General features: G+C 57.9%; 19 protein-coding genes and 1 pseudogene. 15 read left to right on the forward strand and 5 right to left on the reverse strand.

Features of this window, described 5'->3' with window-relative positions; genetic code table 11:
• Positions 1-16: 16 nt before the first annotated feature.
• The 3 genes from Thiosp_RS01810 to Thiosp_RS01820 are packed head-to-tail and all read right to left on the reverse strand — an operon-like array spanning position 17 to position 5,941.
• A complete protein-coding gene (locus tag Thiosp_RS01810) occupies positions 17-1,255 on the reverse strand; it encodes a malic enzyme-like NAD(P)-binding protein (protein WP_201069006.1) in 1,239 nt (412 codons plus the stop codon).
• A 40-nt stretch (positions 1,256-1,295) separates the two neighbouring features.
• Positions 1,296-4,448 (reverse strand): efflux RND transporter permease subunit, encoded by a 3,153-nt coding sequence (locus Thiosp_RS01815; RefSeq protein WP_201069005.1) that lies wholly within the window; start codon positions 4,446-4,448, stop codon positions 1,296-1,298.
• A complete protein-coding gene (locus Thiosp_RS01820) occupies positions 4,445-5,941 on the reverse strand; it encodes an efflux RND transporter periplasmic adaptor subunit (protein WP_201069004.1) in 1,497 nt (498 codons plus the stop codon). The genes Thiosp_RS01815 and Thiosp_RS01820 overlap by 4 nt, the downstream gene beginning before the upstream one ends.
• Positions 5,942-6,103: 162 nt before the next feature.
• Between Thiosp_RS01820 and Thiosp_RS01825 the strand changes: the two genes are divergently transcribed.
• From Thiosp_RS01825 to Thiosp_RS01875, 12 genes and pseudogenes are all read left to right on the forward strand, one after another.
• The gene (locus tag Thiosp_RS01825) at positions 6,104-8,296 is read left to right on the forward strand and encodes a YgiQ family radical SAM protein (protein WP_407702759.1); all 2,193 of its coding nucleotides are present in this window, start codon (positions 6,104-6,106) and stop codon (positions 8,294-8,296) included.
• Between the two features lie 886 nt (positions 8,297-9,182).
• A complete protein-coding gene (locus Thiosp_RS01830) occupies positions 9,183-9,836 on the forward strand; it encodes a type II restriction-modification system restriction endonuclease (protein WP_201069003.1) in 654 nt (217 codons plus the stop codon).
• A 3-nt stretch (positions 9,837-9,839) separates the two neighbouring features.
• On the forward strand, positions 9,840-11,387 hold the full coding sequence (locus Thiosp_RS01835; RefSeq protein ID WP_201069002.1) for an N-6 DNA methylase: 1,548 nt from the start codon (positions 9,840-9,842) through the stop codon (positions 11,385-11,387).
• 519 nt (positions 11,388-11,906) lie between these two features.
• Positions 11,907-12,440, forward strand: coding sequence for a hypothetical protein (locus Thiosp_RS01840; RefSeq protein ID WP_201069001.1), 534 nt, complete (start codon positions 11,907-11,909; stop codon positions 12,438-12,440).
• Positions 12,441-12,568: 128 nt separating this feature from the next.
• Positions 12,569-13,003 (forward strand): GNAT family N-acetyltransferase, encoded by a 435-nt coding sequence (locus Thiosp_RS01845; RefSeq protein WP_201069000.1) that lies wholly within the window; start codon positions 12,569-12,571, stop codon positions 13,001-13,003.
• A 71-nt stretch (positions 13,004-13,074) separates the two neighbouring features.
• Positions 13,075-13,371: a hypothetical protein gene (locus Thiosp_RS01850; RefSeq protein WP_201068999.1), complete on the forward strand. Its 297-nt coding sequence runs from the start codon at positions 13,075-13,077 to the stop codon at positions 13,369-13,371.
• A gap of 146 nt (positions 13,372-13,517) precedes the next feature.
• Entirely contained in the window at positions 13,518-13,808 is a 291-nt protein-coding gene (locus tag Thiosp_RS01855) for a helix-hairpin-helix domain-containing protein (protein ID WP_201068998.1), read from the forward strand.
• A gap of 209 nt (positions 13,809-14,017) precedes the next feature.
• On the forward strand, positions 14,018-14,155 hold the full coding sequence (locus Thiosp_RS01860) for a type II toxin-antitoxin system HicA family toxin (RefSeq protein WP_323697143.1): 138 nt from the start codon (positions 14,018-14,020) through the stop codon (positions 14,153-14,155).
• Between the two features lie 4 nt (positions 14,156-14,159).
• Entirely contained in the window at positions 14,160-14,372 is a 213-nt protein-coding gene (locus Thiosp_RS01865) for a type II toxin-antitoxin system HicB family antitoxin (protein ID WP_201068996.1), read from the forward strand.
• Between the two features lie 253 nt (positions 14,373-14,625).
• The gene (locus Thiosp_RS01870) at positions 14,626-16,173 is read left to right on the forward strand and encodes a serine hydrolase (protein ID WP_323696802.1); all 1,548 of its coding nucleotides are present in this window, start codon (positions 14,626-14,628) and stop codon (positions 16,171-16,173) included.
• 127 nt (positions 16,174-16,300) lie between these two features.
• Positions 16,301-16,414 (forward strand): annotated as a pseudogene (locus Thiosp_RS24630) (type I restriction enzyme endonuclease domain-containing protein); the annotation flags it as partial.
• A gap of 37 nt (positions 16,415-16,451) precedes the next feature.
• Positions 16,452-16,922 (forward strand): ASCH domain-containing protein, encoded by a 471-nt coding sequence (locus Thiosp_RS01875; RefSeq protein ID WP_201068995.1) that lies wholly within the window; start codon positions 16,452-16,454, stop codon positions 16,920-16,922.
• Between the two features lie 104 nt (positions 16,923-17,026).
• On the opposite strand, the gene Thiosp_RS01880 is transcribed toward Thiosp_RS01875, so the two are convergent.
• Together Thiosp_RS01880 and Thiosp_RS01885 are read right to left on the reverse strand one after the other, a co-directional pair.
• Positions 17,027-17,413, reverse strand: coding sequence for a type II toxin-antitoxin system VapC family toxin (locus tag Thiosp_RS01880; protein ID WP_201068994.1), 387 nt, complete (start codon positions 17,411-17,413; stop codon positions 17,027-17,029).
• Complete coding sequence (locus Thiosp_RS01885; protein WP_201068993.1) at positions 17,410-17,649, reverse strand: type II toxin-antitoxin system Phd/YefM family antitoxin; 240 nt, start codon at positions 17,647-17,649, stop codon at positions 17,410-17,412. The genes Thiosp_RS01880 and Thiosp_RS01885 overlap by 4 nt, the downstream gene beginning before the upstream one ends.
• Positions 17,650-17,937: 288 nt before the next feature.
• Here Thiosp_RS01885 and Thiosp_RS01890 point away from each other — a divergent pair, with 288 nt between their 5' ends.
• From Thiosp_RS01890 to Thiosp_RS01900, 3 genes are all read left to right on the forward strand, one after another.
• A complete protein-coding gene (locus Thiosp_RS01890; RefSeq protein WP_201068992.1) occupies positions 17,938-18,183 on the forward strand; it encodes a hypothetical protein in 246 nt (81 codons plus the stop codon).
• Between the two features lie 73 nt (positions 18,184-18,256).
• The gene (locus Thiosp_RS01895; RefSeq protein ID WP_201068991.1) at positions 18,257-19,294 is read left to right on the forward strand and encodes an amino acid ABC transporter substrate-binding protein; all 1,038 of its coding nucleotides are present in this window, start codon (positions 18,257-18,259) and stop codon (positions 19,292-19,294) included.
• Between the two features lie 15 nt (positions 19,295-19,309).
• The gene (locus tag Thiosp_RS01900; protein ID WP_242518987.1) at positions 19,310-20,554 is read left to right on the forward strand and encodes an amino acid ABC transporter permease; all 1,245 of its coding nucleotides are present in this window, start codon (positions 19,310-19,312) and stop codon (positions 20,552-20,554) included.
• Positions 20,555-20,573: the final 19 nt, after the last annotated feature.

The following is a 20,573-nucleotide window of genomic DNA, read 5'->3' on the forward strand; positions in this document are numbered from 1 at the left end:
ACCCCCGTGGCTGAGTCTAGGCCGCAGCCACGCCGCTATCAATGGCGGCCTGGGCGACCGCAGCAGGGACGCGCTCTCGCAGACGCGGGTCGAAGGGTTTGGGGATGATGTAGTCGGGGCCGAATTCCAGCTTGTCGAGTTCATAGGCTTGCAGGACTTCCTTTGGCACCGGTTCGCGGGCGATGGTGCGCAGGGCCTCGACTGCGGAGATCTGCATCTCCTGGTTGATGCGCGAGGCTCGCACGTCGAGCGCGCCGCGGAAGATGAAGGGGAAGCCAAGCACATTGTTGACCTGGTTCGGATAATCCGAACGGCCAGTGGCCATGATCAGATCATCGCGCACCTTGAATGCCTGCGTTGGGCGGATCTCTGGAATGGGATTTGAGAGCGCAAAGACGATCGGCTTGGGCGCCATGGAGGCGAGCATGGCGTCGCTGACCAGATCAGGGCCGGAGACGCCGATGAAGACGTCGGCATCCTGCATGGCGTCTGCCAGGCTACGCTTGTCGGTCGGGTTGGCGATTTCGGCCTTGAAGGTATTGAGATCATCGCGCCCGGGGTGGATCACGCCCTTGCGGTCGAGGGTGAAAATGTTCTCAAGCTTTGCGCCCAAGCTCACCAGCAGATGAATGGCCGCGATGCCGGCGGCACCGGCGCCGAGGATGACGATTTTGGCCTCGGCCAGCGTCTTGCCCTGCAATTCCAGTGCGTTCAGCAGTCCGGCGGCGATGATGATGGCGGTGCCGTGCTGGTCGTCGTGGAACACCGGGATGTCCAACCGTTCAATCAGCCGCCGCTCGATATCAAAGCAGTGCGGTGCGGCGATGTCCTCGAGATTGATGCCGCCGAAGGTCGGAGCGATGTTTGCCACCGTTTCGATGAAGGCATCCGGGCTGTCGGCATTGACTTCGATATCGAAGCAGTCGATGCCGGCAAAGCGCTTGAACAACACTGCCTTGCCTTCCATCACCGGCTTGCCGGCCAGGGAACCGACATTGCCCAGACCCAGCACGGCTGTGCCGTCGGTGATGACCGCAACCAGGTTGCCCTTATTGGTGTAGCGGTAGGCATCGGCCGGATCAGCATGGATGCGGCGCACAGGCTCAGCCACGCCTGGCGTGTAGGCTAGCGCAAGCTGATGCTGGGTGCTGGCCGGTTTGGTGATTTCGGTGGCGATTTTGCCGGGGATTGGCTCGGCGTGATAGGCGAGCGCCTCGGCGTTGATGTCGGCGTCTTGGGCGGCGGTGTCGGTCACGTTGTTATCTCCGGTCGTTGAATATGGTTACTGAGTTCGGTCAGGACGAAGCAGGCGGTGCCGCAGGTTCCGGTGTCTTTGCCTTACCCAACCCATGGAACCACTCACGCCCGCGTTGGAAGACCACGTAGAGCATGGGGATGAGGAAAATCCCCAGTACGGCCGCGGCGAGCATGCCGCCAAAGACCGCCGTGCCCACGCCGCGCTGGCTGGCCTCGCCGGCGCCGGAGGCGATGACCAATGGGATGAGACCTAGGATAAAGGCGAAGCTGGTCATCAGCACCGCGCGGATTCGCAAATGCGAGCCGTTGATGGCGGCTTGCTCGATGCTGCGCCCGGCTTTACGCTCGGCCATGGCGAACTCGACGATCAGAATGGCGTTCTTACTCGCCAGACCAATCAGCACCACGATGCCGACCTGGGCGTAGAGATCGTTCGGCAGTCCGCTGATCCATAACGCCAGCATGGCGCCGAGCATGCCGACGGTGACGGACAGCAGCACCGCCGCCGGCATCGACCAGCTCTCATAGAGGGCGACCAGGAACAGGTAGGCAAAGAGCACCGCCAGGCCCAGCACGATGGGCGTCTGGCCCCCGGCTTCCTTCTCCTGGAAGGCGGTGCCAGTCCATTCATAGGCATAGCCGGCTGGCAAGGTCTTGGCCGACAGGGTTTCCATTTCTTTCAACGCCTGGCCAGAGCTGTAGCCAGGTGCGGGCTGGCCCTGAATGGTGACGCTGCGATAGTTGTTGTACCGCTGCAGAATCTGCGGTGCCAGCAACAGTTCGGGCGTCATCAGGGCGCGGATCGGCACCATCTGGCCCTGCTTATTGCGCACATGAATGCGATAGACATCATCGAAGCGTTCGCGGTCACGTTGGCTGCCCTGGATTTGCACCTGCCAGACACGGCCAAATTTGTTGAAGTCGTTCACGTAGTAGCCACCAAGCGTCGACTGGAGTGCGAGGAAGATGTCGCTAATCGTCACCCCGAGCGTCTGGGCTTTCTGACGGTCGATATGCAGGAAGATCTGCGGGGTGCTGGTGGTCCAGGTCGAGAACACCCGCTCCAGGTCCGGCTGCTGGTTGGCGGCCACGATCATGGCGCGCATCGCCCCGGCAAGTTCTTCTGGTTTGCGCCCTTGCAAGTCCTGCAATTGATACTCGAAGCCGCCGCCGGTGCCGAGTCCGATAATGGGTGGCAAGTTAAAGGGCATGACGCGCGCACCAGGGATGCCCGCGGTCTTTGTCGCCATGCGGTCGATGACGGCATTCACGCCCAGATCGGGCGAGGTGCGCTCTGAGAAAGGCTTGAGCCGCACCACCACCAGGGCACTGTTCGACTGCACGCTGCCGTTCAAAATGCTGTAGCCGGGAACCGTCAGCAGATGCTTGACGGCCGGATCATCCTTCATGATGTCGACGATCTGCTGGCTGATGGCGATGGTGCGATTGAGCGAGGCCGCCTCGGGTAGCTGCACCTCGGCCATGAAGGCGCCTTGATCTTCTTCTGGCAAAAAGCCCGTGGGCGTGTGGGTGAACAGCCAGCCGGCGCTGAGCGCGATGACCGCCACCATGACCAGAACCATGATCGCGACCCGCACCAGCCGGGTGACGATGGATGAATAGCCATCCCGCACCCCGTCGATGGCGCCCATCATCCGCGCCATCAGCCCGCCTTTGCGATGGTGGGTCGGCTTGAGCAGCACCGCGCACAGCGCAGGCGATAGGGTGAGCGCGTTGACCGCCGAGATCAGCATGGAGAAGGTCACTACGGCGGCGAACTGCTGGAACAACTGCCCGGTGATGCCGGGGATGAAGGCCACCGGCACGAAGACCGACAGCAGCACCAGTGTCACGGCGATGATGGGGCCGGTGATCTGGCCCATGGCTTTCTTGGCGGCGGCACGCGGGTCGAGGCCTTCTTCCTCCATGACGCGCTCGACGTTTTCGACCACCACAATGGCGTCATCTACCACAATGCCGATGGCAAGAACGATCGCGAGCAATGAAATGGTATTGGCCGAAAAGCCGATCATCAGCAAAAATGCAAAGGTGCCGACCAGGGCCACCGGGACAGCGACTAGCGGAATCAGGGTGGCGCGCCAACTGCCGAGGAAGACGAACACCACCAGGATGACCAGGGCGAAGGCCTCGAACAGGGTATGGATAACATCCTCAAGGCTCGACTCGACAAAGTCCGTGGTGTCGTAAACGATGTTGTAGTCCAAATCATCCGGGAAGCGCTTAGCGAGCTTATCCATCGCCGCATCAATGCCCTTGGCGACGGCAACCGCGTTGGCACCCGGTGCCAAGTAGATGGCCATGGATGCCGTGTCCTGGCCATCAAGCATGCTGACGGAGTCCGACTGCTGTGAGCCAAGATCCACGGTGCCGATATCCTTGATCAGCACGGTGGAGCCATCCTGATTGGCGCGCACCACGATGTTCTCGAACTCGCTCGCGTCCGTCAGCCGTCCTTGCGTCTGCAGGGTGATCTGGAACTGCTGATCCGGCGTCATCGGCTGGGAACCAATGCGCCCGACTGCCGCCTGCACGTTCTGCGCCTGGATGGCGTTGATCACGTCAGTCGGGGTCAGGGACAACGCCGTCATGCGATCAACATTCAGCCAGATGCGCATGCTGTAGTTGAGCGGACCGAACTGCATCACCTCGCCCACACCGGGGACGCGCGCGAGGGTGTCGATCAGGTTGATGGTGGCGTAGTTGCTCAGAAAGAGCCCGTCATAGGACTTTTCTGGCGAATAGAGCGCGATGACTTGCAGCATCGCGGTCGATTGCTTCTTGACGCTGAGCCCCTGGCGGGTGACTTCCAGCGGCAGTTGCGGCTCGGCAAGACTGACCCGGTTCTGCACATTGACGGTGTTGATATCCGGATTGGTGCCAAGCGCGAATGTCACATTGAGCGAATAGCTGCCGTCATTGGCGCTGGTCGACTTCATGTAGAGCATGTTGTCGACGCCATTGACCTGGGACTCGATCGGTTGGGAGACTGAGGACTCCACGACCGAGGCACTGGCCCCCGGATAGGCACCGCTCACCGACACCTGGGGCGGCACGATGTCCGGGAACTGGGCGACCGGAATACGGGTGATGGCGATGATCCCGGCGAGCGTCAGAACGACCGAAATGACGATCGACAGTCGCGGCCGGTCGATGAAGACGTCGGAAATCATAGCGCGTTGGCCTCGCTGTTCTGTTCCTGCTCGGCCTGGCCGTTCTGGTCGCCAGCATCGCCCTGATTAGCTTGATCTGCTTGATCTTTCGTGCCGTCAGCACTGTCGGGGCTGGCGGCTTGGGTTTGCGTCCCAGGTTTGTCATCAGCCGCCTTGTCAGATGATGCCTTGTCGCTGTCATCCACTGTTGCCCCAGGCTTGGGCGAATCCTTGGGTGCGTCCTTCGGCGTGTCCTTGGACTCGTCCGGGGATGCACCAGCGCCCGCGTCCTGATCAGCACCACCATCGCCGCTGTCGCCAGGCTCCTGCGGCGGGCTGGCCTTCACCGGCTGGCCCGGACGGACCTTCTGAATGCCCTCGACGATCACCAACTCGCCTTCTTTCAAGCCCTTGGTCACCGCGACATCCGCGCCCTTGGTCGGGCCGGTCTCAATGCGGCGCACTTGTGCCTTGCTGTCTTCGTCGACCACAAAAATGTAAACGCCCTGCTGATCGACCTGAAGCGCGGCCTGCGGCACCACGACGGCCTCGTCCGGATCACCGAGCGCGAGGCTCAGATTGACGAACTGTCCATCGATCAGAATCCCCTTCGGATTGGCGAGTTCGGCGCGCAGGGTAACGGAATCCGTGGTCTCATTGGTGGTTACATCGACAAAGTCGAGCTGGCCGGTGTGGTCGTACTGGCTGCCATCAGGCAGTTCCACCTTCACTTTCACGTCCTTGGCGTTGCCGCCACGACCCTCGATCTCGCGGCGTGCCTCGAGCAGTTCGCGCTGAGTAACCGGAAACTGCACATAGATCGGGTCCTGACTGACCAGTGTCGCCAGCGGACCGGACGAGGGGGCGACTAGATTGCCGATGGTGTAATTGGCCAGGCCAATGCGCCCGGCAACCGGAGCGGTGATCTGGGTGTAGCCAAGATTCAGCTCGGCCGAGTTCAGCGCTGCTTTCGCCTGCTGAATGCTCGCCTGGGCGACGGATTCCGCCGCTTGGAGTTCATCCACCTTGGATTGTGCGATATTTTTGCTTTGCAGCAACTCCTGACCGCGCTTGAGCTGGGCGCTGGCGTTGAGTTCGCTCGCCTCGGCCGAGGCCACATCGGCCTGGCGCTGTTCCACCACCGCCTGGTACTGATCGGGCTCAATCAGGAAGAGCACCTGGTCTTTCTCAACACGGTCGCCCTCCGTGAAGCGCCGCTCCTTGAGAAAACCCTCGACCCGGGCGCGCAGTTCCACCTTATTGATAGCGACCACACGGCCGACAAAATTGGCCGAACCCTCGACCAGCTCCTTCTTGGCTGGCTGGGCCACCACCGAGGGGGGCGCAGCGGGCGGCGCTGGCGGCGCTGACTTGCCGCAGCCAGCGACCACCAGAGCGGCAAAGATGGTGGCGGTCAGCGCAGCGCGATGCCAGTCAGACGCCAAGTGGCTCTGCTTGGCCGCTGCAGCTGGGATGTTCGGGGAGGGAATGGTGGTGCAACCAGCTTGTGGCATGGGGTAGGCCTCAACGTCTCGGGCGGAGCGAAACCGCGGCGGCATCCTGATGTTCATGGTGCGGCACCACCTCGGAGGATGAAGCTGCTGTTTCACGCTAGGGGATGCAAAGCGACTGCGGCGCGATCTTGTGCGCGTTATGCTAAACGAAAGCTCCCGCCAATGCCCACGATTGTTGCCATGATTGAGCCGCAGGATATCTTCACCTACCGCAAGCACTGGGCGCACAAATTCGGCACCGCCCCAGAGCTGCCGATGTCGCGTGCCGAGATGGATCTGCTCGGCTGGGACGCCTGCGATGTGATTATCGTCTGCGGTGATGCCTATGTGGACCATCCCACCTTTGGCATGGCCATTATCGGCCGGCTGCTTGAGGCCCAGGGGTTTCGCGTCGGCATCATCGCCCAGCCGGACTGGACCAGCGCGGAGGACTTTCGCCGCCTCGGCCGCCCGGAGCTATTTTTCGGCATCACCGCCGGCAACATGGACTCCATGGTCAACCGCTACACTGCGGAGCGGCGCAAGCGCTCGGACGATGCCTACACCCCGGATGCCATGCCCGACCGTCGCCCGGATCGCGCGCTGATGGTCTATGCCCAGCGCGCCCGCGAGGCCTTCAAGGACGTTCCCGTCGTGCTTGGCGGCATCGAGGCCAGCTTGCGCCGGGTGGCCCACTATGATTATTGGTCAGAGAAGGTCCGCCGCAGCGCACTGGTGGATGCCAAAGCGGATATCCTGCTCTATGGCAATGCTGAGCGTGCCCTGGTTGAACTGGCGCATCGCCTGGCGCGCGGCGAGCTGATTGAACAGATTCGGGATTTGCGCGGCACGGCTTTCATGGTGCGCGAGTTACCGCAGGACTGGGCGCAGGTCGATGCCAGTGCGCTCGACAAGCCTGGACGCATTGAGCCGCACCCGCATCCCTATCGGGATGAGCCGATTTGTTCAGGACAGCAGAGCCCGACCGATGCGGCATCGCCGCCCGGGCAGCCGCCCGCATCGCTCGCCCCAGAAGCTCGGCTGGCGCGAAAGGTTCGCGAGCGCACCCTGGTCCGACTCCCGGCGTATGAGCAAGTCCGTGCCGACCCGGTGCTCTATGCCCATGCCGCGCGGGTGCTCCATTTAGAAACCAACCCGGGCAACGCTCGCGCCCTGGTGCAGGCGCATGGCAATCGGTGGCTGTGGCTGAATCCGCCGCCGATTCCGCTGACCACCACCGAGCTTGATCGTCTCTACGAGCTGCCCTTCGCGCGCCGCCCGCATTCCAGTTATGGCGATGCGCGCATCCCCGCCTGGGAGATGATCCGCTTCTCGGTCAACATCATGCGCGGCTGTTTCGGCGGCTGCACTTTTTGTTCGATTACCGAGCACGAGGGGCGGGTCATCCAGAGCCGTTCGCGCGAGTCCATTCTGAGGGAGCTGGAAGACATCCGCGATCGCGCGCCCGACTTCACCGGCGCTATCTCCGATCTCGGTGGCCCGACCGCCAACATGTGGCGCATGTCCTGCCGCAGCCCCGTCATCGCCGCCGCCTGCCGGCGCTTGTCCTGCGTGCATCCGGACATCTGCAAGAATCTCAATGCCGACCATGGTCCGCTGATCGGTCTTTACCGCGAGGCGCGCGCGATGCCGGGCATCAAGCGCATTCTTATCGCTTCCGGCCTGCGTTACGACCTTGCCGTGCGCTCGCCCACCTATATACGTGAGCTGGTCACTCACCATGTCGGTGGCTACCTCAAGATCGCCCCGGAGCACACCGAGCCTGGACCTTTGAGCAAAATGCTCAAGCCGGGCATCGGCAGTTTCGAGCGCTTTCGCGAGTTGTTCGAGCGCTACTCGCGCGAGGCTGGCAAGGAGCAGTATCTGATTCCCTATTTCATCGCTGCCCATCCCGGTACCACCGATCAGGACATGCTGAACCTCGCGCTGTGGCTGAAGCGCAATGGTTTTCGGCTCGATCAGGTGCAGTCTTTTCTGCCGACGCCCTTGTCTTTGGCTACCGCGATGTATCACAGCGAGCGCAATCCGCTCAAAATCGTCACCGCAGACTCGGAACAAGTCACAGTCCCGCGCGGCCAGCGTCAGCGGCGCCTGCACAAGGCCTTTCTGCGCTATCACGACCCGGACAACTGGCCGCTGCTGCGCGAGGCGCTGACACGCATGGGCCGCGCCGACTTGATTGGCAACGGCAAGCGTCACCTAGTGCCGCGTTTTCAGCCGCCGGGTACTGGTGGGGTGCTGGTTGCGGGGAAAGGTGCATCCAGGGATTCGCATCGGGGCATCGGGGATTCGGGGCGGCCCTTGGCGGCGCATTCGGGGCGCTCCCGTCAGGGGCGCTCCGCTCGGCGGCGGTGACGGCGTGTTATCCAATATCCGCCAATTTGGCATTTCGCGGGGAAAAACGCCGCGCATGTACTATGATTTGTAGCAGATATAGACAGCGTGTTGCGGAGGGAAGAGGTAGCGCTTCGAGTCCCGAGGCTGTTTTGGGTCGGGTGACAGTCGCGGGGGACGCCGTAAATCCATCCCTGGAGGCTTCATGGCGGCATCCATGCCGCCAAGACCCCCGCGCCCGTCACCCGACCCAAAACCCAAAGCTCCTGGCTGGCATGTCGAGAAGCCGCGGATGGCGCGGATGGCAACGTCCGTCTAGTTCCTCCCAGCTTGTGGCGCGACGTAAAGTGTCGGCAGTTGCATCAGGCGCGATAGTGTCGCGAAAGAGTGAACTCAGTGTGCTAGACAGAATCCGCGATACTGTAATAGACAGATTCTGTCTAGCACACCTGACCGACATTCTGTCTAGTTAACTGTTGAACTAAACCGCCTTTGGCGGGGCTTGGCGCCAAGCCGATAACAAGGAAATGTGGATACTCGGCAAACCACTGAGACAGGAAGTGGGCGTGTCTGATTCGATAGCGCGACGCAGATCGGCAGGATTGTTACAAAATGATGAAGACTGTCATCCTCAGGAGATAAGAAAATGCTTTTTTACAACAAGATAGAACCGCGCCGCCTGAACCAGACGGCAGATACAATACCCTCTTTAGCATATTCCCTGCCAGATCCGATCTCGCCCGCCAGTTAGGCCGTTCCTGAAACTGGCACCGCGCATAAGGCGGTTTAGTCCAACAGACATTTATCCGCCGTGCGCGTCGAACTCAGTGCTTCGACGGGAACGTCTGTGTGGCGCACGCCGGATAAAATGCTTTTTCGTTAGCTGCAACACCGCATCAAGATATCTATGAAACCAAAATTGACAATCGAAGGACTAAGAGCCGAAGCCGCTCGGTTCGCAGAGGTGGAAAGCGCCTACGACGAACCGTCGCTCTACGGCGTAACGGATGGGAAAGCCGTGGGAACGTATCTTGAGCACAAGTTCACATCCTACCTGGCGAATACGTACACCCATAAAGAGGGCAACTCCGCCTCAGGCATTGATCTTCCTGGGCTCGACGTTGACATCAAGGTTACAAGTTTCAAACAACCTCAATCCTCATGTCCTTTTAGGTCCGCCTCTCAAAAGATATTCGGTCTCGGATACCATCTGCTCGTCTTTGTGTATGAAAAGACCGATGATGAGGAAAGTAGAACCGCTTGCCTCAACATGCAACACACGATCTTTGTTGAGAAAGAACGCACGGCGGATTTCCAAACGACAAAGGGTCTCATAGACATACTTGAAAGAGAAGGCAACAAAGACGACGTTGTCGCATTTATTATCGAACGCAACTTGCCGGTCGACGAAATAGGTGCTGCTCAACTCGCTGACAGAATTCTTGAAAACCCCCCAAAGCAAGGATACCTAACAATATCCAATGCCCTTCAATGGCGACTACAATATGGTAGGGTCATACAACAGGCTGGCGCCGTATCCGGCATACTTAGAGTTCGTTGAACAATGGCAAAAAAGCCTTCCGATAAATGGCAGTTTGGCGACTTTCAGACACCGATTGAACTGGCAAGGACGGTCGTCGAGACCCTTAGGGAGGTCCATCATATCGCCCCCGACGTTGTCATTGAGCCAACTTGCGGAAAGGGCTCATTCGTTCGCGCTGCTTACGAAGGATTCGAGCATTCACGGATACTTGGTTTTGAAATTAATCCCCGGCATGTCGACGAAGCCAATCGTTTGCTAAATGAAGCTTCCGCGAATGATCGGGCGTTAATTAAGCAAGCCGACTTTTTCAATACAGATTGGACCGAGACGCTGTCCAAACTTGTGGGGTTCGTTTTAGTGATAGGGAATCCTCCCTGGGTCACTAGCAGCGAGTTAGGACTTCTTAACAGCAAGAATCTCCCTGAAAAATCAAACTTTCAGAACCGAAAGGGTATGGAAGCGATAACAGGTTCAGCGAATTTTGACATATCTGAATGGATGCTTCTTCAGCATATCCAGTGGCTCTCGAAGAGAGAAGGCGCGATTGCCTATTTGTGTAAGTATTCAGTTGCTCGCAAAGTAATGCGGCAAGTCAGGCAAAGCGTGAAGCATCGGTTTTTCGGGCATGTTTACCCAATCGACGCAAAGGTTTTCTTCGGTGCCTCAGTGGATGCTTGCCTTTTTCTACTGACCACTGATGCTGGGGATGCTGATTTTGAACTATACGAGTCACTAGGCGCATCTAAGCCTTCCCGGCTTATCGGCGAAAGGGACGGGTTTATGGTGAATGATCTGCTCAATTATGAAAAATGGAAGCATTTGAATGGCCAAGATCCGAAATATATTTGGCGTTCAGGAATCAAACATGATTGTGCAAGAGTGATGGAAATGGAACCCCTGGACGGAGCTTACAAGAATGGGCTTAATGAGATCGTCCGCTGCGAGGATGACTACCTATATCCTCTGTTGAAGAGTTCAGATATTGGCAACGGCAGAACACAATCCTATAGAAAGGTTGTGTTAGTAACCCAGAAGCGCGTAGGAGATGATACGTCGGTTATCAAGAACCGTGCGCCAAAGACGTGGGGATATCTTGTTCAGCACAAGAGCCTTCTTGAAGGTCGTAGAAGCTCAATATACCGAAATCGACCGACTTTTTCTGTCTTCGGAGTTGGTGAATACTCATTTAAGGATTGGAAAGTAGCTATATCCGGGCTTTATAAGAAACTGCGCTTTAACCTTGTCGGACCGATGGATGGGAAGCCTGTAGCGTTCGATGACACGGTGAATTTTTTGGCCTTTGATACCGAAGCCGAAGCGGCGTTTGTTTATCGAATGGTCACTTCGCCTCCCGCGATGGAGTTTCTCGAATCGATGGTGTTCTGGGACGAGAAACGGCCTATAACCACGCAATTGTTACGAAGGCTTTCGATCAAAGAAGTCGCGAGAGAAATCGGTTCATTGGAAGAATACCTTAAATGGGCTGATTCACCGCGCCAAACTCTTGGTCAGCTCGAACTTGGAATAGCAGAGAAGAAAAATCGCTACATCGAAGTCGCTGGCAGCTAACAATCGGATAAGCGCCGACGCCCAACTGCGGCCTTCGCTAACGCTCAGACCGCAGTTGGCCGCGGGCTATGCAAAACGTTGAACTAAACCGCCTTCGGCGGGGCTTGGCGCCAAGCTGATAACGAGGAAAAATGGATACTCGGAAATCACTGAGACAGGAAGAGGGCGTGTCTGATTCGATAGTGCGATGCAGATCGGCAGGATTGTTACAAAATGATGAAGGCTGCCATCCTCAGGAGATAAGAAAATTCTTGTTTACAACAAGATTGAACCGCGCCGCCTGAACCAGTCAGCCGATACAATACCCTCTTGAGCATAATCCCTGCAAGATCCACTCTCGCCCGTCAGTTAGGCCGTTCCTGAAACTGGCACCGCGCATAAGGCGGTTTAGTCCAACAAACATTTATCCGCCGTGCGCGTCGTGCCATACGTTAGGGCGCCAGAGCTATGGCTCCAGATCGCGAAGCATATATCTCTGTGATGGTAGAGATTAAGAGGCGAATCGAGGTGATATCTTCCTTGATTCGAAAAGAGATTGCGGTTAAATACCATGCGACTCATGTGGAGACTATGGTTCTCCAGCTTCGTATGATTCTCGAACTAATTGCGCTCTCCTCACTGGCTGCAAATCGAGAGATATTTGAGGCCAACAGAAGAAAGTTTGAAGACCACTGGCGAGTCTCAAAAATTATCAAGGATGTCGAGGCGCTGAATCAGAATTTTTATCCCATGCCAATTTTGCAGCTGGAAACTCCAGGCGGACCGGCGGAGCAGGAGTTTATCTTAAGGGCTGATGGTTTTCTGACAAAGGATGAGCTGGTTGAAGTTCACGGGCGATGCGGTGCGGTACTTCATGCTGCTAATCCATACGGCAAGAAGGCGAATTACGGTCAGTTTGAGCAAGAAGTACCAACATGGGTTACAAAAGTCATGACTCTGCTTGCAGATCACAAGATTCAGTTGCTTGATGATGAAAGCTTTTACTTTGTTCGTATGGAAGACCCGACTGATAAGCGGGTCCACTTGTGGACATATGGTCGAGCACAGCCCTAACAATCTCCTTCAGACGGACAAAAGCATAGCGTCATGCCTCTTGCTTTGGCAAAATTTATGCCCCTATGCTTTTGCCGCTGAGGAAGGGCGTTAGGCGTCACACAACACCCTCATCGCGTCGCCACCGAATGGAATACCAACTTGACCTCACCGACGAAGCTAACGAAGAAATCCGCAAGGAAATCGTTGCTTCACTGGTCGAGTACAACGCCTCGAAGGCAGGCCCGAGCAATGGGCGACCATTGGTCATCGCTTTACGTGACACATCTAACACGATCATGGGAGGGTTGTGGGGCAGCACCGGTTTTCAGTGGCTCTTCACCCAACTCCTGGTTGTCCCGGAGGGCCTTCGGGGCCGCGGTGTAGGAAGCCAACTCATGCGTATGGCTGAAGCTGAGGCCATGGCGAGGGGCTGCCACGGCGCATGGCTCGACACGTTCGAGTTTCAAGCAAGAGGTTTCTACGAGCGGATCGGCTACAAGTGCTTTGCGCAACTGCCAGAGTATCCATCGGGCTTCTCGCGGTACTTCATGAAGAAGTCACTCGCACCGGTCGCCCTGTGAGCCCAAACCCCTCGCTCAAGCGGAGCGCCAACCGCCGGCCACCCTTACCGCAACCGAATGGAGAAAAAACTGTGAGAAATGCGATCATTGCACTGGTGTCTTCTATAGTCATCACCATCAGCTTCCCGATCATCGCCAACGATAACATTGACGGCATGATGTCTATGACAAGCCATCAAACAACTTCAAGGATAATCGATGATGAGTTGGCCCAAGACAATATAATCGTTGCAAGTGGTGATTTTGGCCAGTGTGTAGCAGGATGCGATAGTGAGCAGGGAATATGTATCGGACAGTGCCAAGGCAAGGGGCAATGCATTTCAAACTGCCAATCGGCTCATGGTCGTTGTGTAGCTCGTTGCCACTGATTATAGACGAGCGGTGCGTGATTGACGGAGTGAATACGCTAGCTGGACTAAAATAAAAATTCCCTAACAAGTTGCTCCAGCCGAAGCCGGTTTCGCTCTCGCTCAACCGGCTCGGCTGAGCATGGCGTTAGCCGAAATATCAAAACATGAAAAATCCAGACAGAGAGAAAGTATCACGCTTGGATGCACTACCAAATATTGGAAAGGCGATATCTGCAGATCTTCATTTGATTGGTATCGACCATCCTAAAAAGCTTGTTGGAATGGAGCCATTCAAAATGTATGAAAATTTATGCGCAGCAACAGGTAAAAAGCATGACCCTTGCGTGATTGATGTGTTTATGTCTGCTGTTCATTTTATGGAGGGTGGAGAGCCTCTTCCGTGGTGGTCGTTTACTAAAGAACGAAAAAATAGATTAATTCAGCGTGAGGGATAAAAAAAAGAGTTAGACAGGTCTGGTTCGATTTGGTTCCAAGGAATTGAACCAAACCTAACCAAATCGCCTAACGATGGCATTCAGCCGAGCGCGCGAATAGCGCGCCGGCTGATGCTGACGTTAGGCATGAAATATTCATTTACTCATTTGCACGAAGCACCGTGAAAATATCGGAGATTTTAGAACGAGTTAAAGAAGATGGTTGGTATGTGGCGGCGACAAGAGGAAGCCACAGGCAGTTTAAGCATCCCGATAAGCCCGGTCGGGTTACGGTGCCCGGCAAGCCAAATGATGACGTGGCTCCAGGCACAAAGAACAGTATTTTTAAAGAAGTCGGCTGGAAGTGAAACTATGCGCTATGCAATTGTCATTGAGAAATCAGACAGCAACTTCTCAGCATATGTGCCGGATTTGCCCGGATGTATCGCAACTGGCACTACAGTTGCCGAAGTAGAATCCGAAATCCGGGAAGCAATCACCTTTCACCTAGAAGGTATGCGGGAAGACGGCATGCCCCCTCCGATGCCACAAAGTCAGGTAGAGTACGTTGATATAGCCGCCTAAAGATTGCCTCCAGAGTCCGACCGCTCGCCCCGCTTACGGACAATTTCCCGGCTCGGGCGGCTGGGGCTCAGGTCGATATTCCCTCGAAAGCGCAGCATTGACAGCCGCCAAACGACCGATTGATACTTGGACGACCTGGGGGGCAGGTCGTTTTTGCTTCCTTTACTCACGCCGACGGCTTGACGATACGATAGGGGGTGTAATGGGAATATGGGGGAGTGATGTCGCGAATTCCGCGAGGCGCGCCTGTGCGGTGCTTTTGGTCTCGACCCTTGGTGTGTCGCCGGCCGGCGCGGAGGACCTCACGGAGGATCGGATCAGCAGTGCGATCCAAGAACTCGATCGCATGGCGCCCGAGTTGTTGCAGCGCTCCGGTGTGCCAGGTATGGCGATCGCCGTGATCTCCAGGGACCGGGTTCGCTACCAGCGCGGCTTCGGTGTCCGTGCGCTTGGCAGTGGCGAGCCGGTCGACACGGAGACGGTTTTCCAACTCGCTTCCGTCTCGAAGCCGCTGGCGGCCACCGTCGTTGCCGGACTCGTCGGGGATGGTCTCGTCGCCTGGGAGACGCCTGTCTATCGTTTTCTGCCGGGCTTCGTCTTGTCCAACCGCTCGGTCACGCAAGCCGTGACTATTGCCGATTTGCTCTCGCATCGCAGCGGATTGCCTGATCACGCGGGGGATCTGCTGGAGGATCTAGGCTTCGATCGTGACGAGATCCTGAAACGTTTGCGGTGCGAGCCACTCTCGCCTTTTCGCATCACCTATGCCTACACCAATTTCGGCTTCACGGCCGGTGCCCTGGCTGGTGCCTCGGCCGCCGGAATGGACTGGCCCGATGTCGCCGAGCAGCGGCTGTTCGCGCCACTCGGCATGTACCAGAGCAGCTTCCGCTATGCCGACTATCTGAGCCGGACCAACCGCGCCGTCGCTCACGCTTATGTGGACGGGGTTTACCAGCCGCTCTATGAGCGCGATCCCGATGCCCAGTCGCCGGCGGGCGGGGCTAGCGCCAGTGTGAGCGATCTGGCGAAGTGGGCGCAGCTCGCGCTCGACGAGGGCCGCTATGAGGGTGAGCAGGTTATCCAGTCCGCCGCACTGTTGCAGACGCAGTTGCCGCAATCGATCAGCGCTCCGGCAGACAAGGCGGGCGGACGCTCCGGGTTCTACGGCTTGGGTTGGAACGTCAGCTACGATAACGCCGGCCGCACCAAGCTCAGCCACTCCGGGGCCTTCATTCTCGGGGTCGCCACGAGCGTGACCCTCTATCCGGAGCTCGACCTCGGCATTCTGGTCCTGACCAATGGTGCACCCTATGGACTTGCGGAGGCGACGTCTCAGACCTTCTTCGACTTGGTGCTGGAAGGCGCCGTGCAGGACGACTTGCTGAGCCTTTACTTCGACCGCTTCTCCGTGCTCTGGGCCGAGGAGCGCGATTTCATGCGCGATTACAGCGTGCCGCCCGCGAGTCCCGCGCCGTCACTGGCGCAAGCGGCCTATCTGGGCCGCTATTACAACCCCTATTACGGTCCGTTGCGGGTGAGCGCGGGGGCGACTGGGATGTCGATCACCCTGGGACCGGATTCTATGACCTTCCCCTTGAAGCATTGGGATGGCAATCTCTTCGTGTTTGAGACGACTGGGGAAAATGCGCTCGGCCTCAGCGGCGCCGAGTTCGTGATCGGCCCGAGCGGCATCGCTGAAAGCCTCATCCTGGAGCGCTACAACCAGACCGGACTAGGCACCTTTAGGCGGCGTCCCGGTCTGCAACTCTGCCAATCCTGGCGCGAATCAGCCGAGTAGAGGGGGCGGGTGCCGCAGTGGTGCACAGGGTCAGTGACAACAGTCGCGGGCTGTCGAGCAATGTCTATTTTGCTCAACGGTAGCTGTTTCGGTGGCTGAACCGGCGAAGTCAAAAGCACTCGGTCAAAAGGTCAGGGTGCTGGTTAAGCCCATCTTGCGCAAGTACGGCTACCCACCAGGCCTGCAGACCGCAGCAGTGCAGGCGGTATTGACGGAGGCCGGGGGGGTGTCAACGGATTGGGGGCGGTTGTTTCGCACGAGCGGAAACATGACTTCCTATGGATGTAAAAGCAACAGATTATCTCGAACGATTTTTGGTGACCTTGCCGGAGGAGGGACGCCGGCAATCGCGGCAATTCGATGCCTACCATTTTTGCGCGGACCAGAAAAACGCAGATACCTGCGCTGAGCTTGTCCTGAACGGCGATAAACGGGCAACAGCCGGTCTCGTATGGAGTTACGAGGCAGAAGCGGAACCTCTTCCCGAGGTCGGCAAACTGACTGTCATCACGGATTGGAGCAAGACCCCAAGGTGCATAATCGAAACAACAGCGGTTGAGATCAGGCCTTTCAAGGATGTCGACTCAGCGTTCGCGTTCGAAGAAGGCGAGGGCGATAAGACACTTGAGTCCTGGCGAAAAGAACACTGGAAATTTTTCAGCGCCGAGTGTCATGAATTAGGCATTGAACCTAGCCAGGAAATGCCTGTAGTTCTGGAGCGTTTCCAGGTTGTCTATCGTGAACAGTAAGGCCCTTGAGAAGAAGAAAAGCAGCTGGATGAAATTGTTTTCCAGATTGCTGGGCATGCAGCGTGGTCAAGCCAAGGGCCTGATGCGGCTGTTCGCTGAATTTTCTACCAAATCGTTTCGATGCCAAACAGCGAAAAGGCCGGATCTCGCGTGATGAGCGGCAAACGCTCGATCTCACTTTGCGCCGCCAACATGCGGTCGAAGGGATCCTTTTGCGCCACGCCATAGCCGCCGCTTCGCAAGGCATGCAAATACGACGCAGGCAAATGGCGAAACCCATCGGCCGCCACCAATTCCCCGAAGCGATCAACCACGCCAGGCACGCCCGATAATTTACCTAATCGGACCTTGGTCGCAATTTCCCAGGCGCTCGCCGCGCTCACGAAGATCGCGTTGTCTTCATCCGCAATGATCTTGCGCGCAGGGCCAGAAAGGTCCGGGCTGTCCGTCACCCACCAGAGGAAAGCGTGCGTATCCAGGAGCGCGCTCACCCGGCTTGCTCCCAGGCGCGCAGCTCATCATCCGGCAGCTCCTCGAAAAACGCATCATCCACGCATCCAGAAAGGCGCCCGGGGCGACGCCCCGACGCTGCTTGATCGAGCGGCATCAGGCGCGCGTAGGGCTTCCCCGCTTTAGCCAGGACGATCTCGCGGCCCGCATGCGCCTGTTCGAGCAGGCGAGAAAAATGGGTTTTTGCCTCATGGACATTGACGCTTAAGACTGACATTGTTTGCGCTCAGGTGGACTAAGTCGTAAAACTAAGTCTGGCCTGGCGCCAAGCGAAAAGCAAGACAATTGCTTCTGCCGCGCTATCCTCGGCTTCTCTCCAGGCGAGTTGGCTAAGCGGACGGGATGCCGCGCGGCTGTTGATCAGGTAGCATGTCTTTCCCTCGACTGAGTCGCGCCACCACTCTACCATGTGCTTGCGATGCCCAATGCGGCACCGATCGACATCTCTCCATACCAAAGCGCCTAACAGACACGCAAGCAACAACAAGTAAAGAGGAGCGAAGCCATGGCTTATGTCACCATCGATGGTCAAAAGTATGAGAAAGAACTGCTGGATCTGGCAAAAAAGCATACAACCGGGGCTGGCGAGGGCAAATTGTCGAAAGATGAGGTCGCGGACCTGTTCAAATCCGCATCCGATGGGCAAGGCGTCACCGATACCGAAAAGGACACGCTGGCCTATATCCGCAAGAACTTCGAATTCACGGATGCCGCAGCGAGAGATTTTGATGAGAGCTTTGCCAAGCTATAAGCTGGCCTGATCGATTGCCGGGCCTCGCGGTGCCCGGCAGCCGCCATCCCCGATATAGAGAGGAGATTTGATTATGTTTCAACGGAAATTCACTCAAGGATGCGCGGCTTGTCTGGCGTTTGCGAGTCTGTGTCTGGGCCCTTTGACGGCCGTTGCGGGTGACACGCTCGACGCGGTTAAGAAGCGCGGCTTTGTTCAGTGCGGGGTCAATACCGGTCTGCCCGGTTTTTCGAATGCGGATGACCAAGGCGAGTGGACCGGCCTGGATGTGGACTTCTGCCGGGCGGTCGCTGCGGCCGTGCTGGGCGATGCGCAGAAGGTCCAGTTCACCCCGCTGACGGCAAAGGAACGACTCACTGCGTTGCAGTCCGGGGAGATCGACGTGCTCTCGCGCAACACCACCTGGACCTTGACGCGCGATACCTCGCTTGGTATCAATTTCACCGGTGTGAGCTACTACGACGGGCAGGGGTTCATGGTGACCAAAGCCCTGGGTATCAAAAGTGCCAAGGAGCTTGATGGCGCGGCGGTCTGCATTCTGGCGGGAACCACCACCGAGCTGAATCTGGCTGACTATTTTCGCACTAACGGCATGGAGTACGAGCCGGTGGTATTCGACACCGCCGACCAGACCGCGCGCGGTTTTGAGGCCGGGCGTTGCGATGTGCTGACCAGCGATCAGTCGCAGCTTTATGGGGTGCGCCTTAAGCTGAAGGAAGCGGACAAGGCGGAGATTCTGCCCGAGGTGATTTCCAAGGAGCCCCTGGGGCCAGCGGTGCGTCAGGGTGACGATGACTGGTTCAACATCGTGCGTTGGACGCTTTTTGCGATGGTGAACGCGGAAGAGTTTGGCGTGACCGCGGCCAATGTCGATGAGATGAAGAAATCGACAACCAATCCGGAAGTCCGCCGCCTGCTTGGCTTGGAGGGGATCAAAGGCAAGGGCCTGGGGCTCAAAGATGACTGGGCGTATCAAATCGTCAAGCAAGTCGGTAACTATGGCGAAGTGTTCGCGCGCACCGTCGGCAGCGGCTCGCCGCTTGGCATCCCGCGCGGGCTGAATGCTCTGTGGCGCGATGGCGGTCTGCAATACGCCCCGCCGATCCGCTGACCGAATCGGCACGTTTTGAAGCCACAACCCGCCGCTGACAAAACCTCCTCGCGCCAGTTGCCGACTTGGCTCGGCTGGCTGAGCCGGTCAGGTCAGCGGCCAAGCCACTGGCTGAACTGGCGCGACCCCCAAGTCCGGGCGCTGGTGTTCCAGGCCCTGTTTGTGGTTGGCGTTGGCGCGCTGCTGGCTGATATTGTCGCCAACACCCTGGCGAATATGGAAAGCCGGGGGATCAGCACCGGTTTTGGCTTTCTCTCATCCGAGGCCGGTTTTGGCATCCTGCAAACGCTGATTCCTTACTCAGAGACTTCGAGCTTTGGACGCACCTTTGTTGTCGGGCTGCTGAACACCCTGCTCGTGTCGGTGCTCGGCATCGCACTGGCGACCCTGCTCGGGTTTGTGATTGGCATCGCTCGGCTGTCTACCAACTGGCTGTTGGCGCGGCTCGCCTCGGTCTATATCGAGGTGTTCCGCAATATCCCTTTGCTGCTGCAGATTTTCTTTTGGTATTTCGCCGTCCTGCAAGCGCTGCCGAGCCCGCGCGACAGCCTGTCGCTGGGCGAGGCGGTGTTTCTTAACCTGCGTGGGCTCTATCTTCCCCGTCCGCTGCCAGAAGCCGGCTTCGACTGGGTGATGGCGGCTCTGGCGCTCGGCATCCTGGCGAGCATTGCGCTGCGGGTCTGGTCACGCCGGCGGCAGGCACGCACCGGACAGCTGTTCCCGCTGCTGCCGGCTGCACTGGGGCTGATCGTCGGACTGCCGACGCTGGTGTTCGTGCTCGCCGGTGCTCCGCTTGGCTGGGAGTTGCCGGTACTGCGCGGCTTTAACTTTCGTGGCGGCATTACCATGATCCCAGAGCTGGCGGCGCTGCTGCTGGCGCTGTCGATTTACACCGCCGCCTTTATCGCCGAGATCGTGCGCGCGGGCATTCAGTCGGTTGACGGTGGACAAACGGAGGCGGCGGAGGCGCTTGGATTAAGGCACGGGCAGATCCTGCGGCTGATCGTCATTCCCCAAGCCCTGCGGGTCATCATCCCGCCGCTGACCAGTCAGTATCTGAATCTGCTCAAGAACTCCTCGCTCGCGACCGCCATCGGTTACCCGGACCTGGTCAATGTCTTTGCCGGCACCACCCTGAACCAGACCGGTCAGGCAGTGGAGGTGATCGCCATGACCATGGCGGTCTATCTGACTATCAGCCTGCTGATCTCGCTGTTCATGAACTGGTACAACGCCCGCTCGGCGTTGAATGCGCGTTGAGACGGATACCATGATGAGC

The sequence above is a fragment of the Thiorhodovibrio litoralis genome, assembly GCF_033954455.1.
GTDB classification, from domain to species: Bacteria; Pseudomonadota; Gammaproteobacteria; order Chromatiales; family Chromatiaceae; genus Thiorhodovibrio; species Thiorhodovibrio litoralis.

Excerpts from the sequence above, each read along its gene's own strand:
- Thiosp_RS01835 (WP_201069002.1), top strand. The coding sequence starts at position 9,840 with ATGGCAAAAAAGCCTTCCGATAAATGGCAGTTTGGCGACTTTCAGACA.
- Thiosp_RS01865 (WP_201068996.1), top strand. The coding sequence starts at position 14,160 with ATGCGCTATGCAATTGTCATTGAGAAATCAGACAGCAACTTCTCAGCA.
- Thiosp_RS01845 (WP_201069000.1), top strand. The coding sequence starts at position 12,569 with ATGGAATACCAACTTGACCTCACCGACGAAGCTAACGAAGAAATCCGC.
- Thiosp_RS01820 (WP_201069004.1), bottom strand. The coding sequence starts at position 5,941 with ATGCCACAAGCTGGTTGCACCACCATTCCCTCCCCGAACATCCCAGCT.
- Thiosp_RS01855 (WP_201068998.1), top strand. The coding sequence starts at position 13,518 with ATGAAAAATCCAGACAGAGAGAAAGTATCACGCTTGGATGCACTACCA.
- Thiosp_RS01815 (WP_201069005.1), bottom strand. The coding sequence starts at position 4,448 with ATGATTTCCGACGTCTTCATCGACCGGCCGCGACTGTCGATCGTCATT.
- Thiosp_RS01825 (WP_407702759.1), top strand. The coding sequence starts at position 6,104 with ATGCCCACGATTGTTGCCATGATTGAGCCGCAGGATATCTTCACCTAC.
- Thiosp_RS01830 (WP_201069003.1), top strand. The coding sequence starts at position 9,183 with ATGAAACCAAAATTGACAATCGAAGGACTAAGAGCCGAAGCCGCTCGG.
- Thiosp_RS01875 (WP_201068995.1), top strand. The coding sequence starts at position 16,452 with ATGGATGTAAAAGCAACAGATTATCTCGAACGATTTTTGGTGACCTTG.
- Thiosp_RS01885 (WP_201068993.1), bottom strand. The coding sequence starts at position 17,649 with ATGTCAGTCTTAAGCGTCAATGTCCATGAGGCAAAAACCCATTTTTCT.
- Thiosp_RS01895 (WP_201068991.1), top strand. The coding sequence starts at position 18,257 with ATGTTTCAACGGAAATTCACTCAAGGATGCGCGGCTTGTCTGGCGTTT.
- Thiosp_RS01890 (WP_201068992.1), top strand. The coding sequence starts at position 17,938 with ATGGCTTATGTCACCATCGATGGTCAAAAGTATGAGAAAGAACTGCTG.